This is a genomic window from Actinoplanes derwentensis, assembly GCF_900104725.1.
Taxonomy (GTDB): Bacteria; Actinomycetota; Actinomycetes; order Mycobacteriales; family Micromonosporaceae; genus Actinoplanes; species Actinoplanes derwentensis.
In genome coordinates, this window is record NZ_LT629758.1 from 8,671,727 (window position 1) to 8,692,933 (window position 21,207).

17 protein-coding genes are annotated in these 21,207 nt (G+C 68.4%); 11 read left to right on the forward strand and 6 right to left on the reverse strand.

Features of this window, described 5'->3' with window-relative positions:
* The first annotated feature begins 215 nt into the window (after nt 1-215).
* Both BLU81_RS38765 and BLU81_RS38770 read left to right on the forward strand, forming a co-directional pair.
* A complete protein-coding gene (locus BLU81_RS38765; protein ID WP_092553038.1) occupies nt 216-1,064 on the forward strand; it encodes an AraC family transcriptional regulator in 849 nt (282 codons plus the stop codon).
* 139 nt (nt 1,065-1,203) lie between these two features.
* Nucleotides 1,204-1,623 carry a hypothetical protein gene (locus tag BLU81_RS38770; RefSeq protein ID WP_092553041.1) on the forward strand — a complete coding sequence of 140 codons (420 nt, stop codon included), beginning with the start codon at nt 1,204-1,206 and terminating at the stop codon, nt 1,621-1,623.
* Nucleotides 1,624-1,684: 61 nt separating this feature from the next.
* On the opposite strand, the gene BLU81_RS38775 is transcribed toward BLU81_RS38770, so the two are convergent.
* Together BLU81_RS38775 and BLU81_RS38780 are read right to left on the reverse strand one after the other, a co-directional pair.
* Nucleotides 1,685-2,353, reverse strand: coding sequence for a DUF305 domain-containing protein (locus tag BLU81_RS38775; protein ID WP_092553044.1), 669 nt, complete (start codon nt 2,351-2,353; stop codon nt 1,685-1,687).
* A 19-nt stretch (nt 2,354-2,372) separates the two neighbouring features.
* Nucleotides 2,373-3,167, reverse strand: a complete 795-nt coding sequence (locus tag BLU81_RS38780; protein WP_092553047.1) for a DUF3105 domain-containing protein — start codon at nt 3,165-3,167, stop codon at nt 2,373-2,375.
* A gap of 86 nt (nt 3,168-3,253) precedes the next feature.
* On the opposite strand from BLU81_RS38780, the gene argS reads away from it, so the two are divergent.
* Genes argS through thrC form a run of 4 tightly spaced genes read left to right on the forward strand, consistent with a single transcriptional unit; the run spans nt 3,254 to nt 8,693 of the window.
* Nucleotides 3,254-4,915, forward strand: coding sequence for an arginine--tRNA ligase (gene argS, locus BLU81_RS38785; protein ID WP_092553050.1), 1,662 nt, complete (start codon nt 3,254-3,256; stop codon nt 4,913-4,915).
* Between the two features lie 3 nt (nt 4,916-4,918).
* A complete protein-coding gene (gene lysA / locus BLU81_RS38790; protein WP_092553053.1) occupies nt 4,919-6,304 on the forward strand; it encodes a diaminopimelate decarboxylase in 1,386 nt (461 codons plus the stop codon).
* Nucleotides 6,301-7,599 carry a homoserine dehydrogenase gene (locus tag BLU81_RS38795; RefSeq protein ID WP_092553056.1) on the forward strand — a complete coding sequence of 433 codons (1,299 nt, stop codon included), beginning with the start codon at nt 6,301-6,303 and terminating at the stop codon, nt 7,597-7,599. The genes lysA and BLU81_RS38795 overlap by 4 nt, the downstream gene beginning before the upstream one ends.
* A 44-nt stretch (nt 7,600-7,643) precedes the next feature.
* Nucleotides 7,644-8,693 (forward strand): threonine synthase, encoded by a 1,050-nt coding sequence (gene thrC / locus BLU81_RS38800; protein WP_092553059.1) that lies wholly within the window; start codon nt 7,644-7,646, stop codon nt 8,691-8,693.
* Here the strand turns inward: thrC and BLU81_RS38805 are convergent.
* Nucleotides 8,690-9,160, reverse strand: coding sequence for a MarR family winged helix-turn-helix transcriptional regulator (locus BLU81_RS38805; protein ID WP_092553062.1), 471 nt, complete (start codon nt 9,158-9,160; stop codon nt 8,690-8,692). The two genes, thrC and BLU81_RS38805, sit on opposite strands and share 4 nt — an antisense overlap.
* 152 nt (nt 9,161-9,312) lie before the next feature.
* Between BLU81_RS38805 and BLU81_RS38810 the strand changes: the two genes are divergently transcribed.
* The 5 genes from BLU81_RS38810 (at nt 9,313) to BLU81_RS38830 (ending at nt 18,576) form a co-directional block, all read left to right on the forward strand.
* Nucleotides 9,313-12,576, forward strand: a complete 3,264-nt coding sequence (locus BLU81_RS38810; protein ID WP_092553065.1) for an efflux RND transporter permease subunit — start codon at nt 9,313-9,315, stop codon at nt 12,574-12,576.
* 64 nt (nt 12,577-12,640) lie between these two features.
* Nucleotides 12,641-13,897: an MFS transporter gene (locus BLU81_RS38815; protein ID WP_092553068.1), complete on the forward strand. Its 1,257-nt coding sequence runs from the start codon at nt 12,641-12,643 to the stop codon at nt 13,895-13,897.
* 20 nt (nt 13,898-13,917) lie between these two features.
* On the forward strand, nt 13,918-14,862 hold the full coding sequence (gene thrB / locus BLU81_RS38820; protein WP_092553071.1) for a homoserine kinase: 945 nt from the start codon (nt 13,918-13,920) through the stop codon (nt 14,860-14,862).
* Nucleotides 14,863-15,174: 312 nt separating this feature from the next.
* A complete protein-coding gene (gene rho, locus BLU81_RS38825; RefSeq protein ID WP_092553074.1) occupies nt 15,175-17,277 on the forward strand; it encodes a transcription termination factor Rho in 2,103 nt (700 codons plus the stop codon).
* A gap of 132 nt (nt 17,278-17,409) precedes the next feature.
* Nucleotides 17,410-18,576, forward strand: coding sequence for a nitric oxide synthase oxygenase (locus tag BLU81_RS38830; RefSeq protein ID WP_092553077.1), 1,167 nt, complete (start codon nt 17,410-17,412; stop codon nt 18,574-18,576).
* Here the strand turns inward: BLU81_RS38830 and BLU81_RS38835 are convergent.
* Genes BLU81_RS38835 through BLU81_RS38845 form a run of 3 tightly spaced genes read right to left on the reverse strand, consistent with a single transcriptional unit; the run spans nt 18,560 to nt 21,130 of the window.
* On the reverse strand, nt 18,560-19,177 hold the full coding sequence (locus BLU81_RS38835) for an RNA ligase family protein (RefSeq protein ID WP_092553080.1): 618 nt from the start codon (nt 19,175-19,177) through the stop codon (nt 18,560-18,562). The genes BLU81_RS38830 and BLU81_RS38835 overlap by 17 nt on opposite strands.
* A 1-nt stretch (nt 19,178) precedes the next feature.
* On the reverse strand, nt 19,179-20,075 hold the full coding sequence (locus BLU81_RS38840; protein ID WP_092553083.1) for a phosphatase domain-containing protein: 897 nt from the start codon (nt 20,073-20,075) through the stop codon (nt 19,179-19,181).
* Entirely contained in the window at nt 20,072-21,130 is a 1,059-nt protein-coding gene (locus BLU81_RS38845) for an RNA ligase (protein WP_092553086.1), read from the reverse strand. Before BLU81_RS38845 ends, BLU81_RS38840 begins: the two co-directional genes overlap by 4 nt.
* Nucleotides 21,131-21,207: the final 77 nt, after the last annotated feature.

The window sequence follows — 21,207 nt, forward strand, 5'->3', positions numbered from 1 at the left end:
GGTGGGTCGCGAGCCCGGGGCGGGGCCTCGGGCGGCCGGTCCGGCGGGGGTGTTCAGCGGTCGTAACCTCAGTCACCTTGCATTGCTGCCACTAACTATATCGATGTTATATTTTGCCAGATTTCGGTAACATCTGTGAAAGAGGTATATGTCCGCGGGTGGGGTAGATCCGCGCCCGAGTCTTGTATTGCGCCGGGGGGCGATTCTTGACTGCAATGCACGAATACCTGTCATCGCACGACATCTCCGAGAATAATTCCGCAGTGGATGTTCCGGATTGTGGTGCCCTACGTTTGTTCCGCACCCGTTGTCAGTCCGGCGGCGTCATCAGCGCTGAAATGTCGGGTGAACAGATCGGTGAGGCCTCCTACAGCTTCTTCTGGCTGATCGAAGGGAGGGTGGAATTGATGCAGGGAATGGGTACCCGATCCCTCCTGCCGGCTGATATGGCCCTCTTCGACGACTCGCTTCCGCTCACCTGCCGAGTCGGTGCCGATGGGAGGATTCAAGCCGACTGGCTGACCGTGCAGATTCCACGGATTCTTCTGCCCGGTGGCCGGGCGGCGCACTTCTCCGGCCGTTCCGGCACCGGGCGGATTCTTCTGGACGTGTTGCGCGGATTTCTGGAGGAGTCGCCGAGAATCGACGGTTCAGCCCGGGTTCGGCTGTCCGGAGTCGTGCTGGATCTGGTGACTGCTGTTCTGACCGAGCAGGACGAGCAGCCGGCGGACGATGCGGAGCTGCAGCGTATCCAGCAGTTCGCCGAAACCAACCTGGCCGATGCCGAGCTGACGCCGACTTCGCTGGCGGAGGCCCACCATATTTCGGTTCGGCAGCTTCACAAACTGTTCCAGAAGAACGGGTTGACCGTGTCGAGCTGGATCCGGGAGCGCCGGCTGGAGGGGTGGCGCCGGGAGTTGCTGAACCCGCTGAGCAGGAACAAATCGGTCCAGGACGTCGCCCGGGACTGGGGTCTTCGTAGCTCCGCCCACGCGAACCGGCTGTTCCGTGGGGCGTACGGCATCACGCCGGCCGCCTATCGCCGCACGATTTCCGCCGAGTGACCGGCTGGTTGCCGAGTGTGCGCTGACAGTCAATCTCTGTGCCTAGATACGCAAAATCGAAGCAGCGACATATGCCTATGATCAATGGCAGCTGGAGCTACGGGGGCAAAAGCGTGATTTGTTACGGGGAGGCTTGACGATGAAGAAGAAGATCCTGAGCTACGTCGGTGCCGCGGTAATCGCTTCCACTGGAGTCGCGGTGGCCACGGCGTCACCCGCTTTCGCAGCCGGTGGTTGCAGTGCCGCGTCGAACCCCACCGTTCAGGTGTGTGTCAATCACGGTGACGACGGCAACTCGACCCGAGGCGACTTCTACATCAACCGGACGCCGGATTCGAGCGTCTACTACTACCGTTCGTCGTTCATCGTGAACAATGCCGAGCGTAACCTCGGCGGCTACGTCCGCATCACCAGCACCGGACGTAAGTGCTGCACCTACATCGGCCTGGCGACGCTGCCGATCTCCACCAAGACGGTGAAGACCCGGGTGCGGATCTACACGTCCACCAAGGCGCTGCACATGACCGTGGACAGCCCGGCGATCTCGGTGCGCAACTAAGTCGCAAAAGAATGGGGCTCCGGGAACCGATCGGTTCCCGGAGCCCCATTCTTTTGCAAACTCAAGAGGCCTGTGCTTGTTCCAGTAGGTCGGTCATCGCACTGATCTCGTATTGCTGCGTCTTCGCCATGGTCTGCGCGATCGCTGTCACGTCGTCGTTCTTCGACAGTTTCACGACCTCCTGCGCCATGTGGATTCCGCCCAGGTGGTGCTGGCGCATCAGGGTCAGGAAGAGAATGTCCACCTGTTTGCCCTGAGCCTGGCGCAACTCCTCCATCTGCTGTGGCGTGGCCATGCCGGGCATCAGGCCGTCCTGAAGTGACGCCGTGCCGCCGGGCATCCAGGCCATCAGCTGCTGGCTGCCGTTCGGGTCCAGGCCCCACTGCTTCAGCCAGGTCTGCATGATGTTGACCTGGCCGTGCTGGGTGAGCGCGATGTCCATCCCGAGGGTGCGGACGTCGGACAGGCTGGCCTTCGAGTACGCGATCAGGCCCATGTCGACGGCCTGCGCGTGGTGCAGGGACATGTCTCGGATGAAACCGGCCTCGGGTGAGGTGTCACCGGGGTAGTCGGGCTGCTGGGGGACCAGCAGCCCGATCCCGAAGCCCACCAGGAGGGTGACCGCGGCCAGGACGACGTGAGTCACCAGGCTGGGGATGCGCGGTTTCGGTGGTTCGGCGGCGGGGACGGTGCCGTCCGCGACGGCGGCGTCCGACTGGGTCGTGGGCATGGTCCAGAGATCCCTACTGTCAGCTGACCGGGACGGTCCCCGTCTGAGACACACCACCGGAGCAGGGGATGCCCGGCTCCATCGAGGCGTTCTGGCTCAGTGCCCGGATGAACTCGTCGATGCGGGGGTCCGTGGCCGAGTCCACCGCGAGCTGGTAGCCCCACGCCTGGAGCGAGATGTTGCTGGTCTGGTTCGGGTACGGGCTCAGCATGGTGAAGGACTTGGCCTTCACCTCGGTGGCTAGCGCTTCGACCTGGTCAGCGGCCAGGTCGGGCTTGTAGGTCACCCAGACCGCGCCGTGTTCCAGGCTGTGCACGGCGTGCTCGTTGGCGATCGGCGCGTCGTAGACGTCACCCATGCAGTTCTGCCACTTGGCGTTGTGCTCGCCACCGACCGGCGGGTTCATCTTGTACGTGATGACCCCGGCCTTGTGCTCCTGCGCGGTGAGCGTCTTGTCCGGGTTGTCGCGGTAGCCGACGATGCCCTGGATGGCTTTCGCCCGGTCCTCCCAGGGGGTGGCCGTCTGCTTGTCCGACTGGACGGAGGCGATGACACCCCAGCTGATGATGCCGACCGCGATGAGGACCACGACACCGGCGACGGCGATCGGGCCCCAGTTGCGCCCGCCCGCCACCTTGACCGGGGTGACCGGCTTGCGGCCCTTCTTGCCACCGCCGTTCTTTCCGCCGGGACGGTTCGGGCCACCTGGCCGTCCGCCAGCGGGCTTGGCCGCCGGGGGCTTACCCTGACCGGTGGTCTTGTCGACCTTGACGGTGGACGGGACCCGTTCAGGCCCCGGGGTGCTCATGCTCATCGTGCCTCGTCGATTCGTCAAAACGGGAAGGGGCGGGGCTCGGGTGGCCGCCGAACGCCGAAGTCTACCCCCGATAGCATGGCTGGGTGACTCCCGCCAACCTTGCTGACACCGTTCTCTCAGCCGCTCGTGCCGTTTTCGAGACGCGCGGGCTCGACGTCGCGCTGCTACCCGCCACGACGACGGTGGAGCGGCCGCGTAATCCCGAGCACGGCGACTACGCATCGAACCTGGCCATGCAGGTGGCCAAGAGGGCGGGTGTCGCGCCGCGTGAACTCGCCTCGGCTCTCGCCGATGAGCTGGGCCGACGGGACGAGATCGCGGCCGTGGAGATCGCCGGCCCGGGCTTCCTGAACATCCGGCTGGAGAACGCCGCGCTCGGCGCGTTCGCCGGTCTGGTGCTGGTGGCCGGTGCGGCGTACGGGCGGAACACCGCCCTGGCCGGGGAGCGGGTGAACCTGGAGTTCGTCTCGGCGAACCCGACCGGCCCGATCCACCTGGGACATACCCGCTGGGCCGCGGTCGGCGACTCGCTGCGCCGGGTGCTGAGCGCCGCCGGCGCCGAGGTGACCAGCGAGTACTACGTCAATGACGCGGGTGTCCAGATGGACAAGTTCGCCCGTTCGCTGTTCGCGGCGGCGAACGGTCAGCCGGCGCCGGAGGACGGCTACGGCGGCGCCTACATCTCCGACATTGCACAGCAGATTCTCAGCGTGGAGCCAGGTCTGGCGGGTCAGCCGGCCGAGGCGGCCCTCCCGGTCTTCATGGCCCGGGGGTACGAGCTGATGCTCACCGAGATCCGGGAGAGCCTGAACCGGTTCGGGGTGCACTTCGACGTCTGGTTCTCCGAGCAGACGCTGCACAACGGCGGCGCGGTCGAGCACGCCATCGAGGAGCTGCGCAAGCAGGGGCACATCTTCGAGGACGGTGGCGCGATCTGGCTGCGCACCACCGACTTCACCGATGACAAGGACCGGGTGCTGATCCGGTCGAACGGTGAGAAGACCTACTTCGCGGCCGACGCGGCGTACTACATCAACAAGCGGGAGCGCGGCTTCGACCGCTGCATCTACCTGCTCGGCGCCGACCACCACGGCTACATCGGCCGGCTCAAGGCGATCGCCGCGTGCGCCGGTGACGATCCGAAGAAGAACATCGAGATCCTGATCGGCCAGCTGGTCAACCTGGTCCGGGCCGGTCAGCCGGTGCGGCTGTCCAAGCGGGCCGGCAACATCATCACGCTGGACGAGCTGGTCGAGGCGGTCGGCGTGGACGCCGCTCGTTATTCGCTGGCCCGGTCCTCTACCGACTCGATGCTGACGCTGGACCTCGAGGAGATCACCAAGCACTCCAACGACAACCCGGTCCACTACGTGCAGTACGCGCACGCCCGGATCTGTTCGCTGCTGAAGAACGCCGAGGACAAGAAAGTCGAGCGCGGCGAGAGCTACGAGCCCGCGCTGCTCTCCCACGAGCGCGAGCGGAACCTGCTGAAGACGCTCGGCGACTTCCCGGCGGTGGTCGCCACCGCGGCTGAGCTGCGCGAGCCGCACCGGATCGCGGTGTACCTGGAGGAGCGGGTGGCGACCGACTACCACCGGTTCTACGACGCCTGTCAGGTGCTGCCGAAGGGCGACGAGCCGGTTTCCGAGTACGCGGCACCCCGCCTGTGGCTGATGGAGGCCACTCGTACGGTGCTGGCCAACGGTTTGGACCTCCTCGGGGTGTCCGCTCCGGAGAGGATGTAATCCATGCGCGCACACGAGGCCGGGGCCCTGCACGGTGACCTCGGTAATCGCGGGCCGACCTGGTTGCGTAGCCCTGAGGACGTGAACGCCCTCGTGCCGCAGCTGTGGCCGCGGACCGTGATCCGTTCGGCCGCCGGTGATCTGGAGATCGGCGGGGTCAGCGTCGCCGATCTGAAAGCCGACTACGGCACACCCGCCTACCTGCTCGACGAGGAGGATCTGCGGGCCCGCTGCCGGGACTTCGCGGCCGCGTTCGCCGAGGCCGACGTCTACTACGCCGGAAAGTCGTTCCTCTGCAAGGCCGTGGTCCGGGTGGTCGACGAGGAGGGGCTCTTCCTCGACGTCTGTTCCGGTGGCGAGCTGGCGGTGGCGCTGGCAGCCGGGTTCCCGCCCGAGCGGATCGGCTTCCACGGCAACAACAAGTCGGAGTCGGAGCTGCGCCGGGCGCTGGACGCCGGGGTCGGCCGCATCGTGGTGGACTCGTTCCACGAGATCGCTCGTCTGACCGAGTTGTCGAAGCAGTCGAACAAGCGCCCCGGCGTCCTGGTCCGGGTCACTGTGGGTGTCGAAGCGCACACCCACGAGTTCATCGCGACCGCCCACGAGGACCAGAAGTTCGGCTTCTCGCTGGCCGGCGGCGCGGCGTTCGCGGCCGCCGCGCAGATCATCGACGAGGACGTGCTCGACCTGCGTGGCCTGCACTCGCACATCGGCTCGCAGATCTTCGACACCAGCGGGTTCGAGGTGGCCGCCCGGCGGATCCTGGAGCTGCAGGCGCAGATCCGGGACGCGCGCGGGGTGGAGCTGCCGGAGCTGGACCTGGGCGGTGGGTTCGGGATCGCTTACACCACGCAGGACGACCCGTCGACGCCCGGCGATCTGGCCAAGCGGATCAACAAGATCGTCGAGTCGGAGTGCGAGCTGGCGTCGCTGCGCAAGCCGAAGCTCTCGATCGAGCCGGGCCGGGCGATCGTCGGGCCCTCGGTCTTCACCCTCTACGAGGTGGGGACGGTCAAGGACGTCGACGGGATCCGCACTTACGTGAGTGTGGACGGCGGGATGAGCGACAACATCCGGACCGCGTTGTACGACGCGTCCTACTCGGCCACGCTGGCCAGCCGGCAGAGCACCGCGGAGCCGATGCTCGCCCGAGTGGTGGGAAAACATTGTGAGTCCGGGGACATCGTCGTGAAGGATGAATTCCTGCCCGCCGACGTGCAGCCCGGAGATCTTATCGCGGTCCCCGGTACCGGTGCCTATTGCCGGAGCATGGCCAGCAACTACAACCACGTTCCTCGGCCGCCGGTGGTGGCGGTTCGCGACGGCGCCGCGCGCGTCATCGTGCGGCGGGAGACCGAGGACGACCTGCTTGCATTGGATGTGGGATGAGCCCCGTCAAGTCGATCCGCCTAGCTCTCCTCGGCTGCGGAGTCGTCGGTACCGAAGTGGTTCGGCTGCTCCACGAACAGGCCGACGATCTGACCGCCCGGATCGGTGCCCCGCTGGAACTCGTCGGCATCGCGGTGCGACGGCCCGGCCGTGAGCGCGGTGACCTGCCGGTCGACGCGTCGTTGTTCACCACCGACGCGCTCGGCCTGGTCAAGCGCGACGACGTGGACGTGGTCATCGAGGTCGTCGGCGGCATCGAGCCGGCCCGGACCTGGCTGGTCGAGGCCCTGCGCGCCGGCAAGAGCGTGATCACCGCGAACAAGGCGCTGCTGGCCGAGGACGGTGGCGCGCTGCACGACGCCGCCGCCGAGGGTGGCTCGGACCTCTACTACGAGGCTTCGGTGGCCGGCGCGATCCCGCTGTTGCGCCCGCTGCGTGAGTCGCTGCACGGCGACCGGGTGACCGCGGTCACCGGCATCGTGAACGGGACGACCAACTTCATCCTCTCCTCGATGGCGTCCACCGGCGCCGGCTTCAACGAGGCCCTCGAAGAGGCGACCGAGTTGGGGTACGCGGAGGCCGACCCCACCGCCGACGTGGAGGGCTTCGACGCCGCCGCCAAGGCCGCCATCCTCGCCTCGCTGGCCTTCCACACCCGGGTCACCGCCGCCGACGTGTTCCGTGAGGGCATGACCGGGGTGACCGCCGGCGACATGGCGAGCGCCCGGGAGATGGGTTGCACGATCAAGCTGTTGTGCATCGCGCAGCGCACCGCCGAGTCGGTCAGTGTGCGGGTGCACCCGGCGATGATCCCGTTGAGCCACCCGCTGGCCAGTGTGGGTGACGCCTTCAACGCGGTGTTCGTGGAGACCGAGGCGGCCGGCCCGCTGATGTTCTACGGCCGGGGCGCCGGTGGCCGTCCGACCGCCAGCGCGGTGCTCGGCGACATCGTCGCGGCGGCCCGTAATCGGCTGACCGGCACCCGGGCACCGAGCGAGAGCAACTACGCCTCGCTGACGGTCCGCCCGATCGGCGAGTCGATGACCAGGTACCACATCAGCCTCGACGTGGCCGAGAAGCCGGGCGTCCTGGCCACCGTCGCCGGGGTCTTCGCCCAGCACGAGGTCTCCATCGCCACCGTCCGCCAGTCGGGCCGTGCGGATGACGCGAAATTGGTCATCGTCACGCATAGTGCCCCGGACGCTGCTCTGGCTGCCACTGTCGAAGCCCTGTCGAAGCTGGACATCGTTCGATCCATCGCCAGTGTGCTGCGGGTTGAGGGAACGCCGTCCTGAATAATGGCCCGCGAATCCCGAAGAATGAACGAAGGAGTACGGCCATGTGGCGGGGCTTGATCGAGGCGTACCGGGACCGTCTGCCGGTCTCCGCCACCACCCCGGTGATCTCGTTGCACGAGGGGAACACCCCGCTGGTACCGGCGCCGGTGTTGTCCCAGCGCACGGGTGCCGACGTCTACCTGAAGGTGGAGGGGGCCAACCCGACCGGTTCGTTCAAGGACCGGGGCATGACGATGGCCGTCTCCAAGGCGGTCGAGGACGGCGCGAAGGCGATCATCTGCGCCTCCACCGGCAACACCAGTGCCTCCGCGGCGGCGTACGCGGCCCGCGCCGGCATCACCTGCGCGGTCCTCGTCCCACAGGGCAAGATCGCGCTGGGCAAGTTGGCGCAGGCGCTGGTGCACGGTGCCCGCCTGCTCCAGGTGGACGGCAACTTCGACGACTGCCTGGCGCTGGCCTCGAAGCTGTCCCAGGACTACCCGGTCTCGCTGGTCAACTCGGTGAACATCTTCCGCCTGCACGGGCAGAAGACGGCCGCCTTCGAGATCGTCGAGTCGCTCGGTGACGCCCCGGACATCCACTGCCTGCCGGTCGGCAACGCCGGCAACATCTCCGCCTACTGGATGGGTTACCAGGAGGACAAGGCGGCCGGGAACAGCACGCGGCTGCCGAAGATGTTCGGTTTCCAGGCCTCCGGCGCCGCCCCGATCGTGAGCGGCAAGGTGGTCGAGAACCCGTCGACGATCGCCACCGCGATCCGGATCGGCAACCCGGCGAGCTGGACCAAGGCGCTCGACGCGCGGGACGCCTCGGGTGGCCTGATCTCGGCGGTCACCGACCGGGACATTCTCAACGCCTACCGGCTGCTGGCTCGTGAAGTGGGTGTGTTCGTGGAACTGGGCAGCGCCGCCAGTGTGGCGGGTCTGCTCCAGCAGGCGGCGGCGGGGCAGATCCCGGCCGGTTCGCGGGTGGTCTGCACGGTGACCGGGCACGGTCTGAAGGACCCGGAGTGGGCGATCTCCACGGCCCCGTCGCCGACGGTCATCGCGAACGACGCCCTGCTCGCGGCGAAGGCCCTCGACCTGGCCTAGCTTTCCGGAGTTTCCGCTGAGGCCGCCGCCTGGTCTGCAAGACTGGCTGCGGCCTCTTCGGCTGCCTGGCACCCCGCTTCGCGGACCAGGAGTTCCATGGCCCGGGCCACGATCGCCAACTCGTCGGCTGAGAGCCGGCTGAGGATTTCGCGCTGTTTCGCCACCCCTGCCGTGATGATGCCCTCGATGACTTCGGTCCCAGCCTTGGTGAGCCCGATGCGGCGCACTCGCCGGTCGTTCATGTCCTCCGCGCGCGTGACCAGATCCTGCACGACCAGACGGTCCACCATGCCACTGAGCGCTGCGGCACCGACCCCGAGCATCCGGGCCAGTGCACCGCCTGCGAGAGTGCCGTGCCGGGACAGCAGCAGCATGATCTTGAGTTGCGCCATCGTCAGATGTGACGAGAAGAGCGGATCCGACCTGTCATCGGCGAACAAGTGCTCGAGCTGGATCGACGAACCCATGATGTCCGCGATGAGCTTCTCTACCTGGCTCAGCGCCCGCTCCTTCTGTTTCCAACCTGTGTCGGGACGTTACCAGGGGTCCTGGTGAAAAACCATTTGTTCGCGTCATGCAAACTATCAGTATCGACCGAACCTTTCTCGGGGGAGCGCCAATGTCAGCTCTGACACGGCTCAGCCTTGCCAACCGAGGTCTCGTCGCCCTGATCGCCCTGGTGATCAGCGGCTTCGGGATCTATGCGATCCCGTCCCTCAAACAACAGCTCTTCCCCTCGATCGAGCTGCCCGCCGCGTTCGTCAGCGCGGTGCTGCCCGGAGCCTCGCCGGAAGCCGTCGAGTCCCAGGTGACCAAGCCGATCGAGGACGCGGTCAAGGGCATCGACGGCATCGACAGCGTGACGTCGACGTCGCGGGAGAACGTCTCCAGCGTCGTGGTGCTCTTCGAGTTCGGTACGGACATCGAGTCCGCCGTCAACCAGGTCACCACCTCGGTCAACCGGATCCAGTCGCAGCTTCCGGAGGGCGTCGATCCGACGGTCTTCGCCGGCGGCACCGACGACATCCCGGCGATCGTGCTCGCCGCCTCCGGTGGCACCGACGAGGCCGACCTGCTCAACAAGCTCAACGAGACCGTGGTGCCGGAGCTCAACGGCATCGAGGGCGTACGCGACACCCTGGTCACCGGTGCCCGCGCCAAACAGGTCGTGATCACTCCCGACCTGGTCAAGATGGGTGCGGCCGGGGTCAGCCCGGCGTCGCTCACCCAGGTGCTGCAGGCCAACGGCGTCTCCATCCCGGCTGGTGCGGTCGTCGAGGGCGACAAGTCCCTGACCGTCCAGGTGGGCACCCCGATCACCTCGGTCGACCAGCTCAAGGGTGTCTACCTGACCGGGGCGCGCGGCTCGGTGCTGCTCGGTGACGTGGCCGCGGTGGAGAGCAAACTGCCGGCCGCCGAGTCGTACACCCGCACCGACGGCGTGGACAGCCTCGGCATCGCCGTCACGGCCCGCCCGGACGGCAACCCGGTCTCGATCTCGCACGAGGTGCGAGACATGCTCGCCCAGCTGGAGAAGGACTCCGGCGCCACGCTGACGGTGATCACCGACCAGGCGCCGTTCGTGGAGCGGTCGATCGAGAGCCTGACCACCGAGGGCCTGCTCGGCCTGCTGATGGCGGTCGTGGTCATCCTGATCTTCCTGCTCAGTGTCCGCTCGACCCTGGTCACCGCGGTCTCCATCCCGCTGTCGGTGCTGGTCGCGCTGATCGCCCTGTGGATCGGCGACTACACCCTGAACCTGCTCACCCTCGGCGCGCTGACCATCGCGGTGGGCCGGGTGGTGGACGACTCGATCGTCGTTCTGGAGAACATCAAACGACACTTGGAGTACGGCGAGGAGAAGGTCCCGGCAATCCTCGGCGCGGTTCGCGAGGTCACCGGCGCGGTGGTGGCGTCCACGCTCACCACGGTCGCGGTCTTCGCGCCGATCGCCCTGGTCGGCGGTCTGGTCGGGCAGATCTTCTCGTCGTTCGCGATCACCGTGACGGTGGCGCTGCTGGCCTCGCTCGTGGTCGCCCTGACCATCGTGCCGGTGCTGGCGTTCTGGTTCCTCAAGCCGCCGCCCGCGGGTGCCGACACCGAGGCGATCCGCAAGGCCGCCGAGGAGAAGGAACTGCGCAGTCCGCTCCAGCGCGCCTACCTCCCGGTGATCCGGTTCGCCACGGTCCGGCGCTGGACCACGATCGCGCTCGGCCTGCTGGTGCTGGGCGGCACGGTCCTGCTCGGGCGCGGCCTGGAGACCAACTTCCTCGACCAGTCGGGGCAGGACAGCATCACGATCAGCCAGGAGATGCCGGCCGGCTCCAACCTGGCGGCCACCGACGCGGCGGCCAAGAAGGTCGAGGGTGTCCTCAAGGCCCGCGCCGAGATCGCCACCTACCAGGTGACCGTCGGCGGCAGTTCGGCCAACCCGTTCGCCGGGGGCGGCGGTGCCGGTGTCGCCTCGTACAACGTGGCGCTCGCCGAGGACGCCGACGTCGAGAGGATCTCCGGCGAACTGCGCGAGCAGTTCGCTCAGCTGACCGACGCCGGTGAGATCAAGATCGGTCAGGAGAGCTCGGGGCTCGGCAGCAGCAGTCTGTCCGTGCAGGTGTCCGCCGCGGACACCGAGGTGCTGGCCGGCGCCACCGACCAGGTCCGCGCCGCGATGGCCGAGGTCGCCGGTGTCACCGACGTGGACACCAGCCTGAAGGAGAGCGTCCCGCGGCTCGACGTGGTGGTGGACCGCAAGGCCGCCGCGGCTGCCGGGCTCACCGAGGCCCAGATCGGCCAGAGCGTGGCGGGCCTGTTCCGCAGCGCCCCGGCCGGTCAGATCAGCGTCGACGGCACCAGCCAGGACGTGGTGATCTCCTTCGGTTCCGCGCCGGCCGACCCGGCCGCGCTCAAGGCCCTGCCGCTGTCCACCGCCAAGGGCTTCGTCCCGCTGGACCAGGTGGCCGACGTCAAGCAGGTCGACGGCCCGGTGACGGTCAACCGGGTGGATGGCAACCGCACCACCACGGTCACCGGTGCACTCGTCACCGGGGCCGACCTGACCCAGGTCAACAAGGACCTGACCGCGAAGCTGAACTCCCTGGACCTGCCGCCCGGCGCCGACTTCACCGTCGGCGGTGTCGGCGCCGACCAGCAGGAGGCGTTCAGCCAGCTGGGACTGGCCGTGCTGGCCGCCATCGCGATCGTCTTCATCATCATGGTCGCCACCTTCCGCAGCCTGCTGCAGCCGGTGATCCTGCTGGTGTCCGTCCCGTTCGCGGCGACCGGTGCGATCGTCCTGCTGAAGGTCACCGGGACCGCGCTGGGCGTACCCGCGCTGATCGGTGTCCTGATGCTCGTCGGCATCGTGGTCACCAACGCGATCGTGCTGATGGACCTGATCAACCACTACCGGGCCGAGGGCCTGGGCGTGCGGGAGGCGGTGATCGAGGGTGGCCGGCACCGGCTGCGGCCGATCCTGATGACCGCGATCGCGACCATCTTCGCGCTGATCCCGATGGCGCTCGGCCTCACCGGCGAGGGCGGCTTCATCTCGCAGCCGCTGGCCATCGTGGTGATCGGTGGTCTGCTCAGCTCGACGCTGCTGACCCTGGTGCTGGTCCCGACCCTCTACACCATGGTGGAGGAGTTCAAGGAGCGGTCCCGGGAGAAGCGCCGGGCCAAGCGGCTGGGCAAGGGCTCGCCGCGGCACGCCGCCGACGATGCGGACGAGGAATTGGTCTCGGCCACTCCGGCCGGCAAGGGCGGGGCGCACGAGGCTCGGTCCGAGGCGAAGGCGGAGACCGGCGTGAAGTCCGCGCTGCGGGGCTTCACCGACCAGTTCGAGGTGCTGAAGATGCCGCGTAAGCCGGCCGGACCGGCCGACTGACCCGGTACTGCGAACGAGGCCCGGCCCCGGAAGGGTGCCGGGCCTCGTTCTATATGGTCGGTACGTGTCGGCAGCCTTTTCGGTCCTTACTCGTAACCGTGATTTCCGTCGCTTGTTCGCGGCCGAGCTGGTGGTCTTCGGCGCCGACTGGTTCGTCATGGTCCCACTGCTGGCGTTCCTGCCGGAGCTGACCGGCGACGGCACGATGGGCGCGCTGGTGCTGGCGGTGGACACCGGGATCCTGGCGCTGCTGCTGCCGTTCACCGGCACGGTCGCCGACCGTTTCGACCGCCGCCGGATCCTGATCGTGGCGAACGCCGCCGCCTTCCTGTCGGTGCTGCTGCTGTTCGCGGTCCGGTCGGCGGCGACCGCTCCGCTGGCCCTGGTCGCGGTGGGTGCGCTCGCGGTGTCGAAGGCGTTCTACACCCCGGCCGCCTCCGCCGCGCTACCGAACGTGGTGGACCCGGCCGATCTGGCGGCGGCGAACACCGTCGCTGGCTCCGCCTGGGGCACCATGACCGTGGTCGGCGCGTCGCTGGGCGGTCTGGTCAGCCAGGTGTTCAGCCCGTACGTCTGTTTCGCCGTGACCGCGGTCCTCCTGCTCACCGGAAGTGTCCTGACCGTCCTGATCCGGCGGCCGATGCAGGCGCCGCGCAGCGCTGACGCCGCCCCGCCCCGGGCGCTGGCCGCGCTGATCGAGTCGCTGCTCTACATCGCCCGGCGGCCCCGGCTGCGGGCCCTGGTCACGGTCAAGTCGGCGGTCGGCCTCGGCAACGGGGTGCTGACCGTCTTCCCGTTGATCGCGGCGGCGCACGGGGTCGGCGCGTTCGGCATCGGCCTGCTCTTCGCACTGCGCGGGCTGGGCGCCCTGATCGGCCCGCTGGTGATGCGGCCGGTGCTGAACCGCCCGTCCTGGCTGCTGCCGGGCCTGGCCCTGTCGATGGGCCTGTACGGGCTCGGCTACCTCGGCGTCGCCTTCACCCCGTGGTTCCCACTGGTGGCGGTGCTGGTGTTCGTCGCGCATTTCGCCGGTGGCAGCAACTGGGTGCTGTCGAACTTCGCGCTGCAGGGCGCGGTGCCGGACGCACTGCGCGGCCGGGTCTTCGCCACCGACATGATGCTGGCGACGCTCGCCATCGCGATCAGCCAGCTCGGCGCCGGGGCGGTGATCGCCACCGTCGACCCGCGCTGGATCATCGCGAGCTGCGCGTCGATCACCCTGACCTACGCGGTCGTCTGGCGGATCGCCACCCGGCGGCTGGCCCCCTCCACCGAGCCGACATTCGGGATTACCGGCACCGGGGAGCCCTCACCGAGATGATCAAGCTCTAGCATGTGGCGATGGGTTTGTCCTTCGTCACCGAACCGGTCTCGGTCAGCACGCCGGCCACCAGCGCCAATCTCGGCCCCGGCTTCGATGCCCTGGGCCTGGCACTGACGCTGTACGACGACCTGACCGCTCGCGTGACCACCGGCGGCTTCACCGTGACAGTGGCCGGCGAGGGTGCCGGTGATCTGCCGGCCGGCGCCGACCACCTGGTGATCCGTTCGATGCTGGCGACTTTCGACGAGGCCGGTGCGCGCCCGCCGGGCATCGCGCTGGAGTGTGTGAACCGGATCCCGCAGGCGCGCGGCATGGGCAGTTCGTCGGCGGCGATCGTCGGTGGCGTGCAGCTGGCCCGCGGCCTGATCAGTAACGGTCTCGACCTGATCGACGACGAGGCCGCGCTGCGGATCGCCGCCCGGATCGAGGGCCATCCCGACAACGTCGCTCCCTGCCTGCTCGGGGGCTTCACCATCGCCTGGACCGAGGAAGGTGGCGCGCGGGCGGTCAAACTGGCGCCGGCCACCGGCGTACGGCCGACGGTTTTCATCCCGTCCGAGGTGGGGTACACCGCCACCGCACGTGCGGCGCTGCCGTCCGAGGTGCCGCACCGGGACGCGGCGTTCAACGCCGGGCGTGCGGCACTTCTCACTCACGCGCTGACGAACGATCCGTCCCTGTTGCTGCCGGCCACCGAAGATCGGCTGCACCAGGGGTACCGCGCTGCCGGGATGCCGGCGACGGCGGCTCTGGTGGCGGCTCTGCGGTCCGCCGGAGTGGCCGCCATGGTCAGTGGCGCCGGTCCCACCGTCCTGGCGTTGACGCAGGTCCCGGCCGATTTCGTGCCGGGTGCGCAGTGGCGCGGCGAAGTGCTGGGCGTGGATGACGCCGGTGCTTGTGTGAAAGGGGGTATGGTGGAACACGCCGAGCGGGGTCCTGTTGCCGCAGGTCGCACGAGTTGACTACGCTTATGAGCTAGTACAGCCTCAAGACCTAGCACAGCCGCAAAGCAAGCGATCTCTGCGGTTCGGCGCACCCCGAGATTTCTGGGCCAGCTGGTCTATCTCAACTCTCATCAAGGCAAACGCCGAGCAGCACTCCATGATCGCTGCACTCGCCGAGACCTACCCGTCAAGCCCTGACGGGCAGGGATACCGGTCGAGCTGCCGTGCTGCACGAACTCCCGCGCCGCTGTTGCGAAGCGGGTTCCGAGGGCACCCGGCCCAGGCTGCAGTTCCGGGTGATCTCGGGCTTTTTCCGACGGAAGGAATCCATTGAGCGACACCACCGACGTGACGTCGGGTGTTTCTGACGTCGCTGACGGCGCCGGCACCACCGCGACTGCCACGAAGCGCCGCCGTGGCGGCACCGGGCTGTCCGCGATGCTGCTGCCCGAGTTGCAGAGCCTCGCCGCATCCCTCGGTATCTCCGGCACTGCCCGGATGCGCAAGGGTGAGCTGATCGCCGCGATCACCGAGCGCCAGGACGGCGGCGCCCCCGCCGCCGAGTCGGCCCCGCGCCCGCGTACCAACAGCTCAGAGGCTGTCGTCACGGCTTCTGCCCCGGTCCAGGTCGCCCCGGTCGAGGCGCCGCAGACCGCAGCCGCTCCGGTGACCGCTCCCGCTGAGACGGCACCGGCCGAGCGTCCCGCGCGGAGCCGCCGTGAGCGGGCCACCCGCGAGCCTCGTGAGGCCCGCGAGACCGCACCGCGTCAGCAGCAGGAGCGTCAGCTGCCGGAGACGGTGGCCGTCGAGGCCGCCGCGCCTGTCGCCACGGCTCCCGTCGAGGCTCCCGCGCCGGCCGCCGTGCCGGTCGCCGAGGCGCCGGAACGTCCCGAGCGCAACGAACGGCCCGAGCGCGGCGAGCGCAACCGGGACCGGCAGCGCAACCCGCGCGATGGTCAGCGGGACAACCCGCGTGACGGTCAGCGGGACAACCCCCGCGATGGTCAGCGGGACAACCCGCGTGACGGTCAGCGGGACAACCCCCGCGATGGTCAGCGGGACAACCCGCGTGACGGTCGTCGTGACGAACTGCAGCGTGAGGACCGCGGCAACGACCGTGGCCCACGTGTCGAGCAGGGGCACGACGATGACGACGCCGACGGCGATGGTGGCCGCCGGAGCCGGCGCAGCCGTTTCCGGGACCGTCGTCGCGGCCGTGACCGGGACGACAGCCCGCGTGAGGAGCGCACCGGCCAGCGTGAGGTCCGGGAGCCGCACGTGGCCGAGGACGAGGTTCTCGTTCCGGTCGCCGGCATCCTGGACGTGCTGGACAACTACGCGTTCGTCCGCACCACCGGTTACCTCGCCGGCCCCAACGACGTCTACGTCTCGATGTCGCAGGTCAAGAAGTACGGCCTGCGCCGCGGTGACGCGGTCACCGGTGCGGTCCGGTCCGCCCCGCGTGAGGGTGGCGCCGACAGCCAGCGGCGGGACAAGTACAACCCGCTGGTCCGTCTGGACACCATCAACGGCATGGAGCCCGACGAGGCCCGGCGGCGTCCCGAGTTCTACAAGCTCACGCCGCTCTACCCGCAGGAGCGTCTGCGGCTGGAGACCGAGCCGCACATCCTCACCACCCGGATCATCGACCTGGTGATGCCGATCGGTAAGGGTCAGCGCGCGCTGATCGTCTCGCCGCCGAAGGCCGGTAAGACGATGGTGTTGCAGGCGATCGCCAACGCGATCACCCACAACAACCCCGAGTGCCACCTGATGGTCGTGCTGGTCGACGAGCGGCCCGAAGAGGTCACCGACATGCAGCGGTCGATCAAGGGCGAGGTCATCGCGGCCACGTTCGACCGGCCGCCGCAGGACCACACCACGGTCGCCGAGCTGGCGATCGAGCGGGCCAAGCGCCTGGTCGAGCTGGGCCACGACGTGGTCGTGCTGCTCGACTCGGTGACGCGGCTCGGCCGGTCGTACAACCTGGCGGCGCCGGCCTCCGGCCGCATCATGTCCGGTGGTATCGATTCGACCGCGCTCTACCCGCCGAAGCGTTTCCTCGGCGCGGCGCGCAACATCGAGAACGGTGGCTCGCTCACCATTCTCGCGACCGCGCTGGTCGAGACCGGGTCGATGATGGACACGGTGATCTTCGAGGAGTTCAAGGGCACGGGTAACGCCGAGCTCAAGCTGGACCGCAAGATCGCCGACAAGCGGGTCTTCCCGGCTGTGGACGTCTCCGCCTCCAGCACCCGTAAGGAAGAGATCCTGATGGGCAAGGAGGAGCTGGCGATCATCCACAAGCTCCGCAAGGTGCTGAGCTCACTGGAGTCCGCTGCTGCCTTGGACCTGCTGATGGACCGGCTCAAGCAGAGCCGTACCAACATCGAGTTCCTGATGCAGATCGCCAAGTCGACGCCTGGCGAATAACCACGCAAAACGCCGCGACTCATCCGTTAAGGGTGGGTCGCGGCGTTTTTGTCGCACAAGCTGTCTGATTCGGCCCATCCAGGGTCGTGCGAACCTCCGTATCCCTGTCCCTCGACAGTCCGGAGGCGCCCGATGATCGTGCCCGGTTACCGGGACTGCCCGGCCGAACCCTGGGACCCGGGTACACCGGTGGATCCCGGCGAAGCCGAGGACTTCCTGCGCCGGTGCTACACCGAGAACCCCCGGCTCGGGCCGGTCGAGCCGAGACTCGCCATCGTCCGCGCGCAGGTCGCCGCCACCGGCACCTACGTGCACACCACCGACGAACTCACGTACGGCGCGAAGATGGCCTGGCGCAACGCCAGCCGGTGCATCGGGCGGCTCTACTGGCGCAGCCTGATGGTGCTGGACCGGCGCCGGGCCCGGACCGCCGACGAGATCTACTCACTGCTCGTCCAGCACCTGCAGACCGCCGGGGACGGGCCGATCCGCCCGGTGATCAGCGTCTTCGCCGCGGCCCAGCCCGGTCGGCCGCACGCCCGGGTGTGGAACGAGCAACTCATCCGGTACGCCGGCTACCGGACCGAGAATGATCAGCCGGTGGGTGATCCGCGGCAGATCGGGTTCACCGAAGCCGTCCAGGGTTTCGGATGGCGCGGCAAGGGTGAGGCCTTCGACGTGCTGCCGCTGGTGATCGAGACACCCGGTGAGGGCGTCCGGGTCTACGAACTGCCTGAACGGGTCATCCGCGAGGTGCCGCTCAGCCATCCCGAGTTCGCCTGGTTCGCCGAGTTGGGCCTGCGCTGGCACGCGGTACCGGCCATCGCCAACATGCGCCTCACCATCGGTGGCGTGCACTACCCGCTGGCCCCGTTCAACGGCTGGTACATGGGTTCCGAGATCGGCTCCCGCAACCTCGCCGACCGGGACCGTTACGACCTGCTGCCGCTGGTAGCCGCTCGGATCGGCCTGGACACCAGCCGGGAGTCCACGCTGTGGCGGGACCGGGCGCTGGTCGAGCTGAACCGCGCGGTCCTGCACAGTTTCGAACGGGCCGGCGTCAAGATGAGCGACCACCACACCGAGTCACAGCGGTTCGTCACGCATCTGGCCAACGAGGAGAAGGCCGGCCGTCGGGTACCCGCGGACTGGACCTGGATCGTCCCGCCCCTCTCCGGCGGTCTCACGCCGGTCTTCCACCGCTACTACGACGAGTTCGACCAGCGGCCCGCCTTCTATCTGGACGACGAGGCGGCCGAACTGGCCAAGGGCTGCCCTGGTCCTAGGCGAACTCGTTGACCGCGAAGTCGTCGCGATGCCGCCAGGAGGCCTCGGTGCGGACGTGCTCGGCGCGCACCCACTTCAGCAGCTTGACCGGGAACTCGGACTGCGGGATACGGCCGGCGACCCGGACCACGTACCCCTCGGAATGATCCTCGTCACGCTGGGCGGACCAGGCGGCCCGCGCCTCGGAGAGGCTGCCGCCCCGATAGAGGACCGGGACCATCGGCAGTTCCAGACGGCGCGCCCAGTCGACGGTGTCGTCCCAGCCGAGCAGGGTGTTCGTCTCGTCCCAGATGCCGAAGACCAGGAACACCCCGGGCAGATCGGTGTACGAGACGCTGCGGCGAGCCCACATGGACTCGCCGCAGACCCGCCAGTCGTCCGGGATCCGGTACGACGTCATCGCCCACAGGGCCTTCGCCGGCCGATCCCACGGGTGGGTGCCGGAGTCGACCGAGCGGGCGAACATGCCGTCCCGGGTGAAGGTGAGGTTCCCGCCGTCCATTTTCTCGGTCACCACGAGTTCGCCGTCCAGCCAGGACAGATCGTGCTGAATCCGGTCGTCGGCGGATGCTCCCGGTGAGTCGGGCAGATGGAACGTCCGCGGGTACTTCACCCTAGAAATCTCCCTCCGCCACCTGAAAGACGGTCAGGCCGAGCTGCCGCCACATGCGTACCACCTGTTGACGGTCGTCGAACACCCCGACGATCCGCCAGCGATCCCGGACCTGCTGGTCGAAGATCTCCCGCTTGACGATCGAGTCCTTACGGCTGTCACCTTCCGGCCGCATGAACAGCGCCTCGTACGGCACCCCCACGAACAACTCCAGCCAGGCCTCGGTCTCCGGGCGGCACACCGCGTCGCGCCCCGAGCAGAAGACGATCGCGTAACCGGCCGCGTGCATCGCCCGGACCGCCGTGATCACCGCCGGGTTCGGCTCGTCCTCACCGACCCGGCCCCAGTCGTACGGGCTGCGGCGGCTCATCAGCGCGACCGTCCCGTCGATGTCGACCAGCACCGCGCCGGGCAACTCCGGGTCCGGCTGATAGGTCAGGCCCGGCCCGCCCGGATCGATGAACGGGATCGGCAGCGGCAGGTTCTTCCCGGCCAGGTAGCGGGCGTGCATGCGGCGGATCCCCTCCTCGCCGACCCGCTCGTCCTCGGGCCGGTCGACGTCGCGCCGCACACACTCGTCCACCGGCACGTCGGTGAAGTCGTGCACCTCGAACGACGCGCCGAACCGGGCCGCCATCTCGGCCCACTCCCGCACCGTCCGGGCGCGCAGGTTGGTGTCGTCGACGATGACGCTGCCCTTGGCCCGTAGCAGTGCCTCCACCGCCGCCCGCTGGGCCTGGGTGATCTGCGCCTCGGCGTGCTGGGTGAAGAGCGGGCGCCCGTGCAGCATGCGCCGCAGGTCGTCCCGGTTGACCCGGACCACACCCGGCTGGAGCTTGCGCGCGAACGTGGTCTTACCGGACGCCGGCAGGCCCCGGGTGATGAGAAGTCGTGTCACTTCGGTTCTACTTCCTTGACGGCCGGCCGCACGCGCTGCCACAGACCGGGACGGTAGTCCTTGTCGTCGAGGCGCAGGAACAGCTCCGCCCGGTACTCGGTGCGCAGCGCCTCAGCCGCGAACTCTTTACGGCCCCAGCCCTCGGGCAGCGCCGCGATGATGGTGCCGAACGTGGCCTCGACCAGGGTGGCCGCCTCCTCGACCTCGGCTATCAGGCCGGTGGCGATGCCGTCGACCCAGGCGTGGAACTCGTCCGGCAGCGGCTCGGTGAGGGCCTCCAGATCCCCACCGGCGGCGAGGATCTCCCAGACCGACCGCGGGGTGAGACCCGTGACGAGCCGGTGCAGGCGTACATAATCCGCGTATTTGATCTTCACTCGCTGGTCGGCCTCGGTGAAGTGCACGACCAGCCCCTCCCGGCCGTCCCGCGGTGCGGCGGCGAGCGCCTCGGCGAACGTCGCGAAACCGAACGTCTCCACCACCGGCCCCGGCCAGTCCGGCACCGCTGACGGCCCGTGACTGCGGCCGGTGGCGATCTCCACCGCACCGAGCAGGATCAGATCGTCCAGGCCCTGATAGTCGAGGACGATCCGGTTGCCCGGATAGACGATCTCCACGAGCACGGTCAAACCCGGCGGCGGTACGAATGACGAGTACCGCGCACGCAACAGTTCGGTCGCGTGCCGCGCCTGATCGGACGCGAACGAGCCACGGGTGGCGACCGCCCAGCCCGTGCCGTCGTGATAGATCACACCGAGGCTGCCGTCGGCCTTGTCGGTGACCTCCACCCGCGCGCCCGGGTCGAGTCGCGGAGCCTGAAGTTGATCATGGTTGAAGAATTTAGGGAACGGCCGCGCCGCGACCCGGCCCTCGGCGTCCACCACCAGACCCCGGCAGGCCAGCGTGACCGGCGTCCACGCGCCGCTGTACTGGCAGGCCTCGGTGTAGTTGTAGATCACGAACGGCAGGGTCGGATGGCGCTGGGTCCGGACGAGCCCGCTGTCGATCGCCGCAGCCAGAGCCGCCGGATCGAGGACGTCGTGCAGAAGCGTCATGGGTGCCTGCCAAGGGTGGGAATGTAGGAAGAGGCGCTCACGTTAACCAGCATGTATCCAGTTGCGCCTCCTGATTT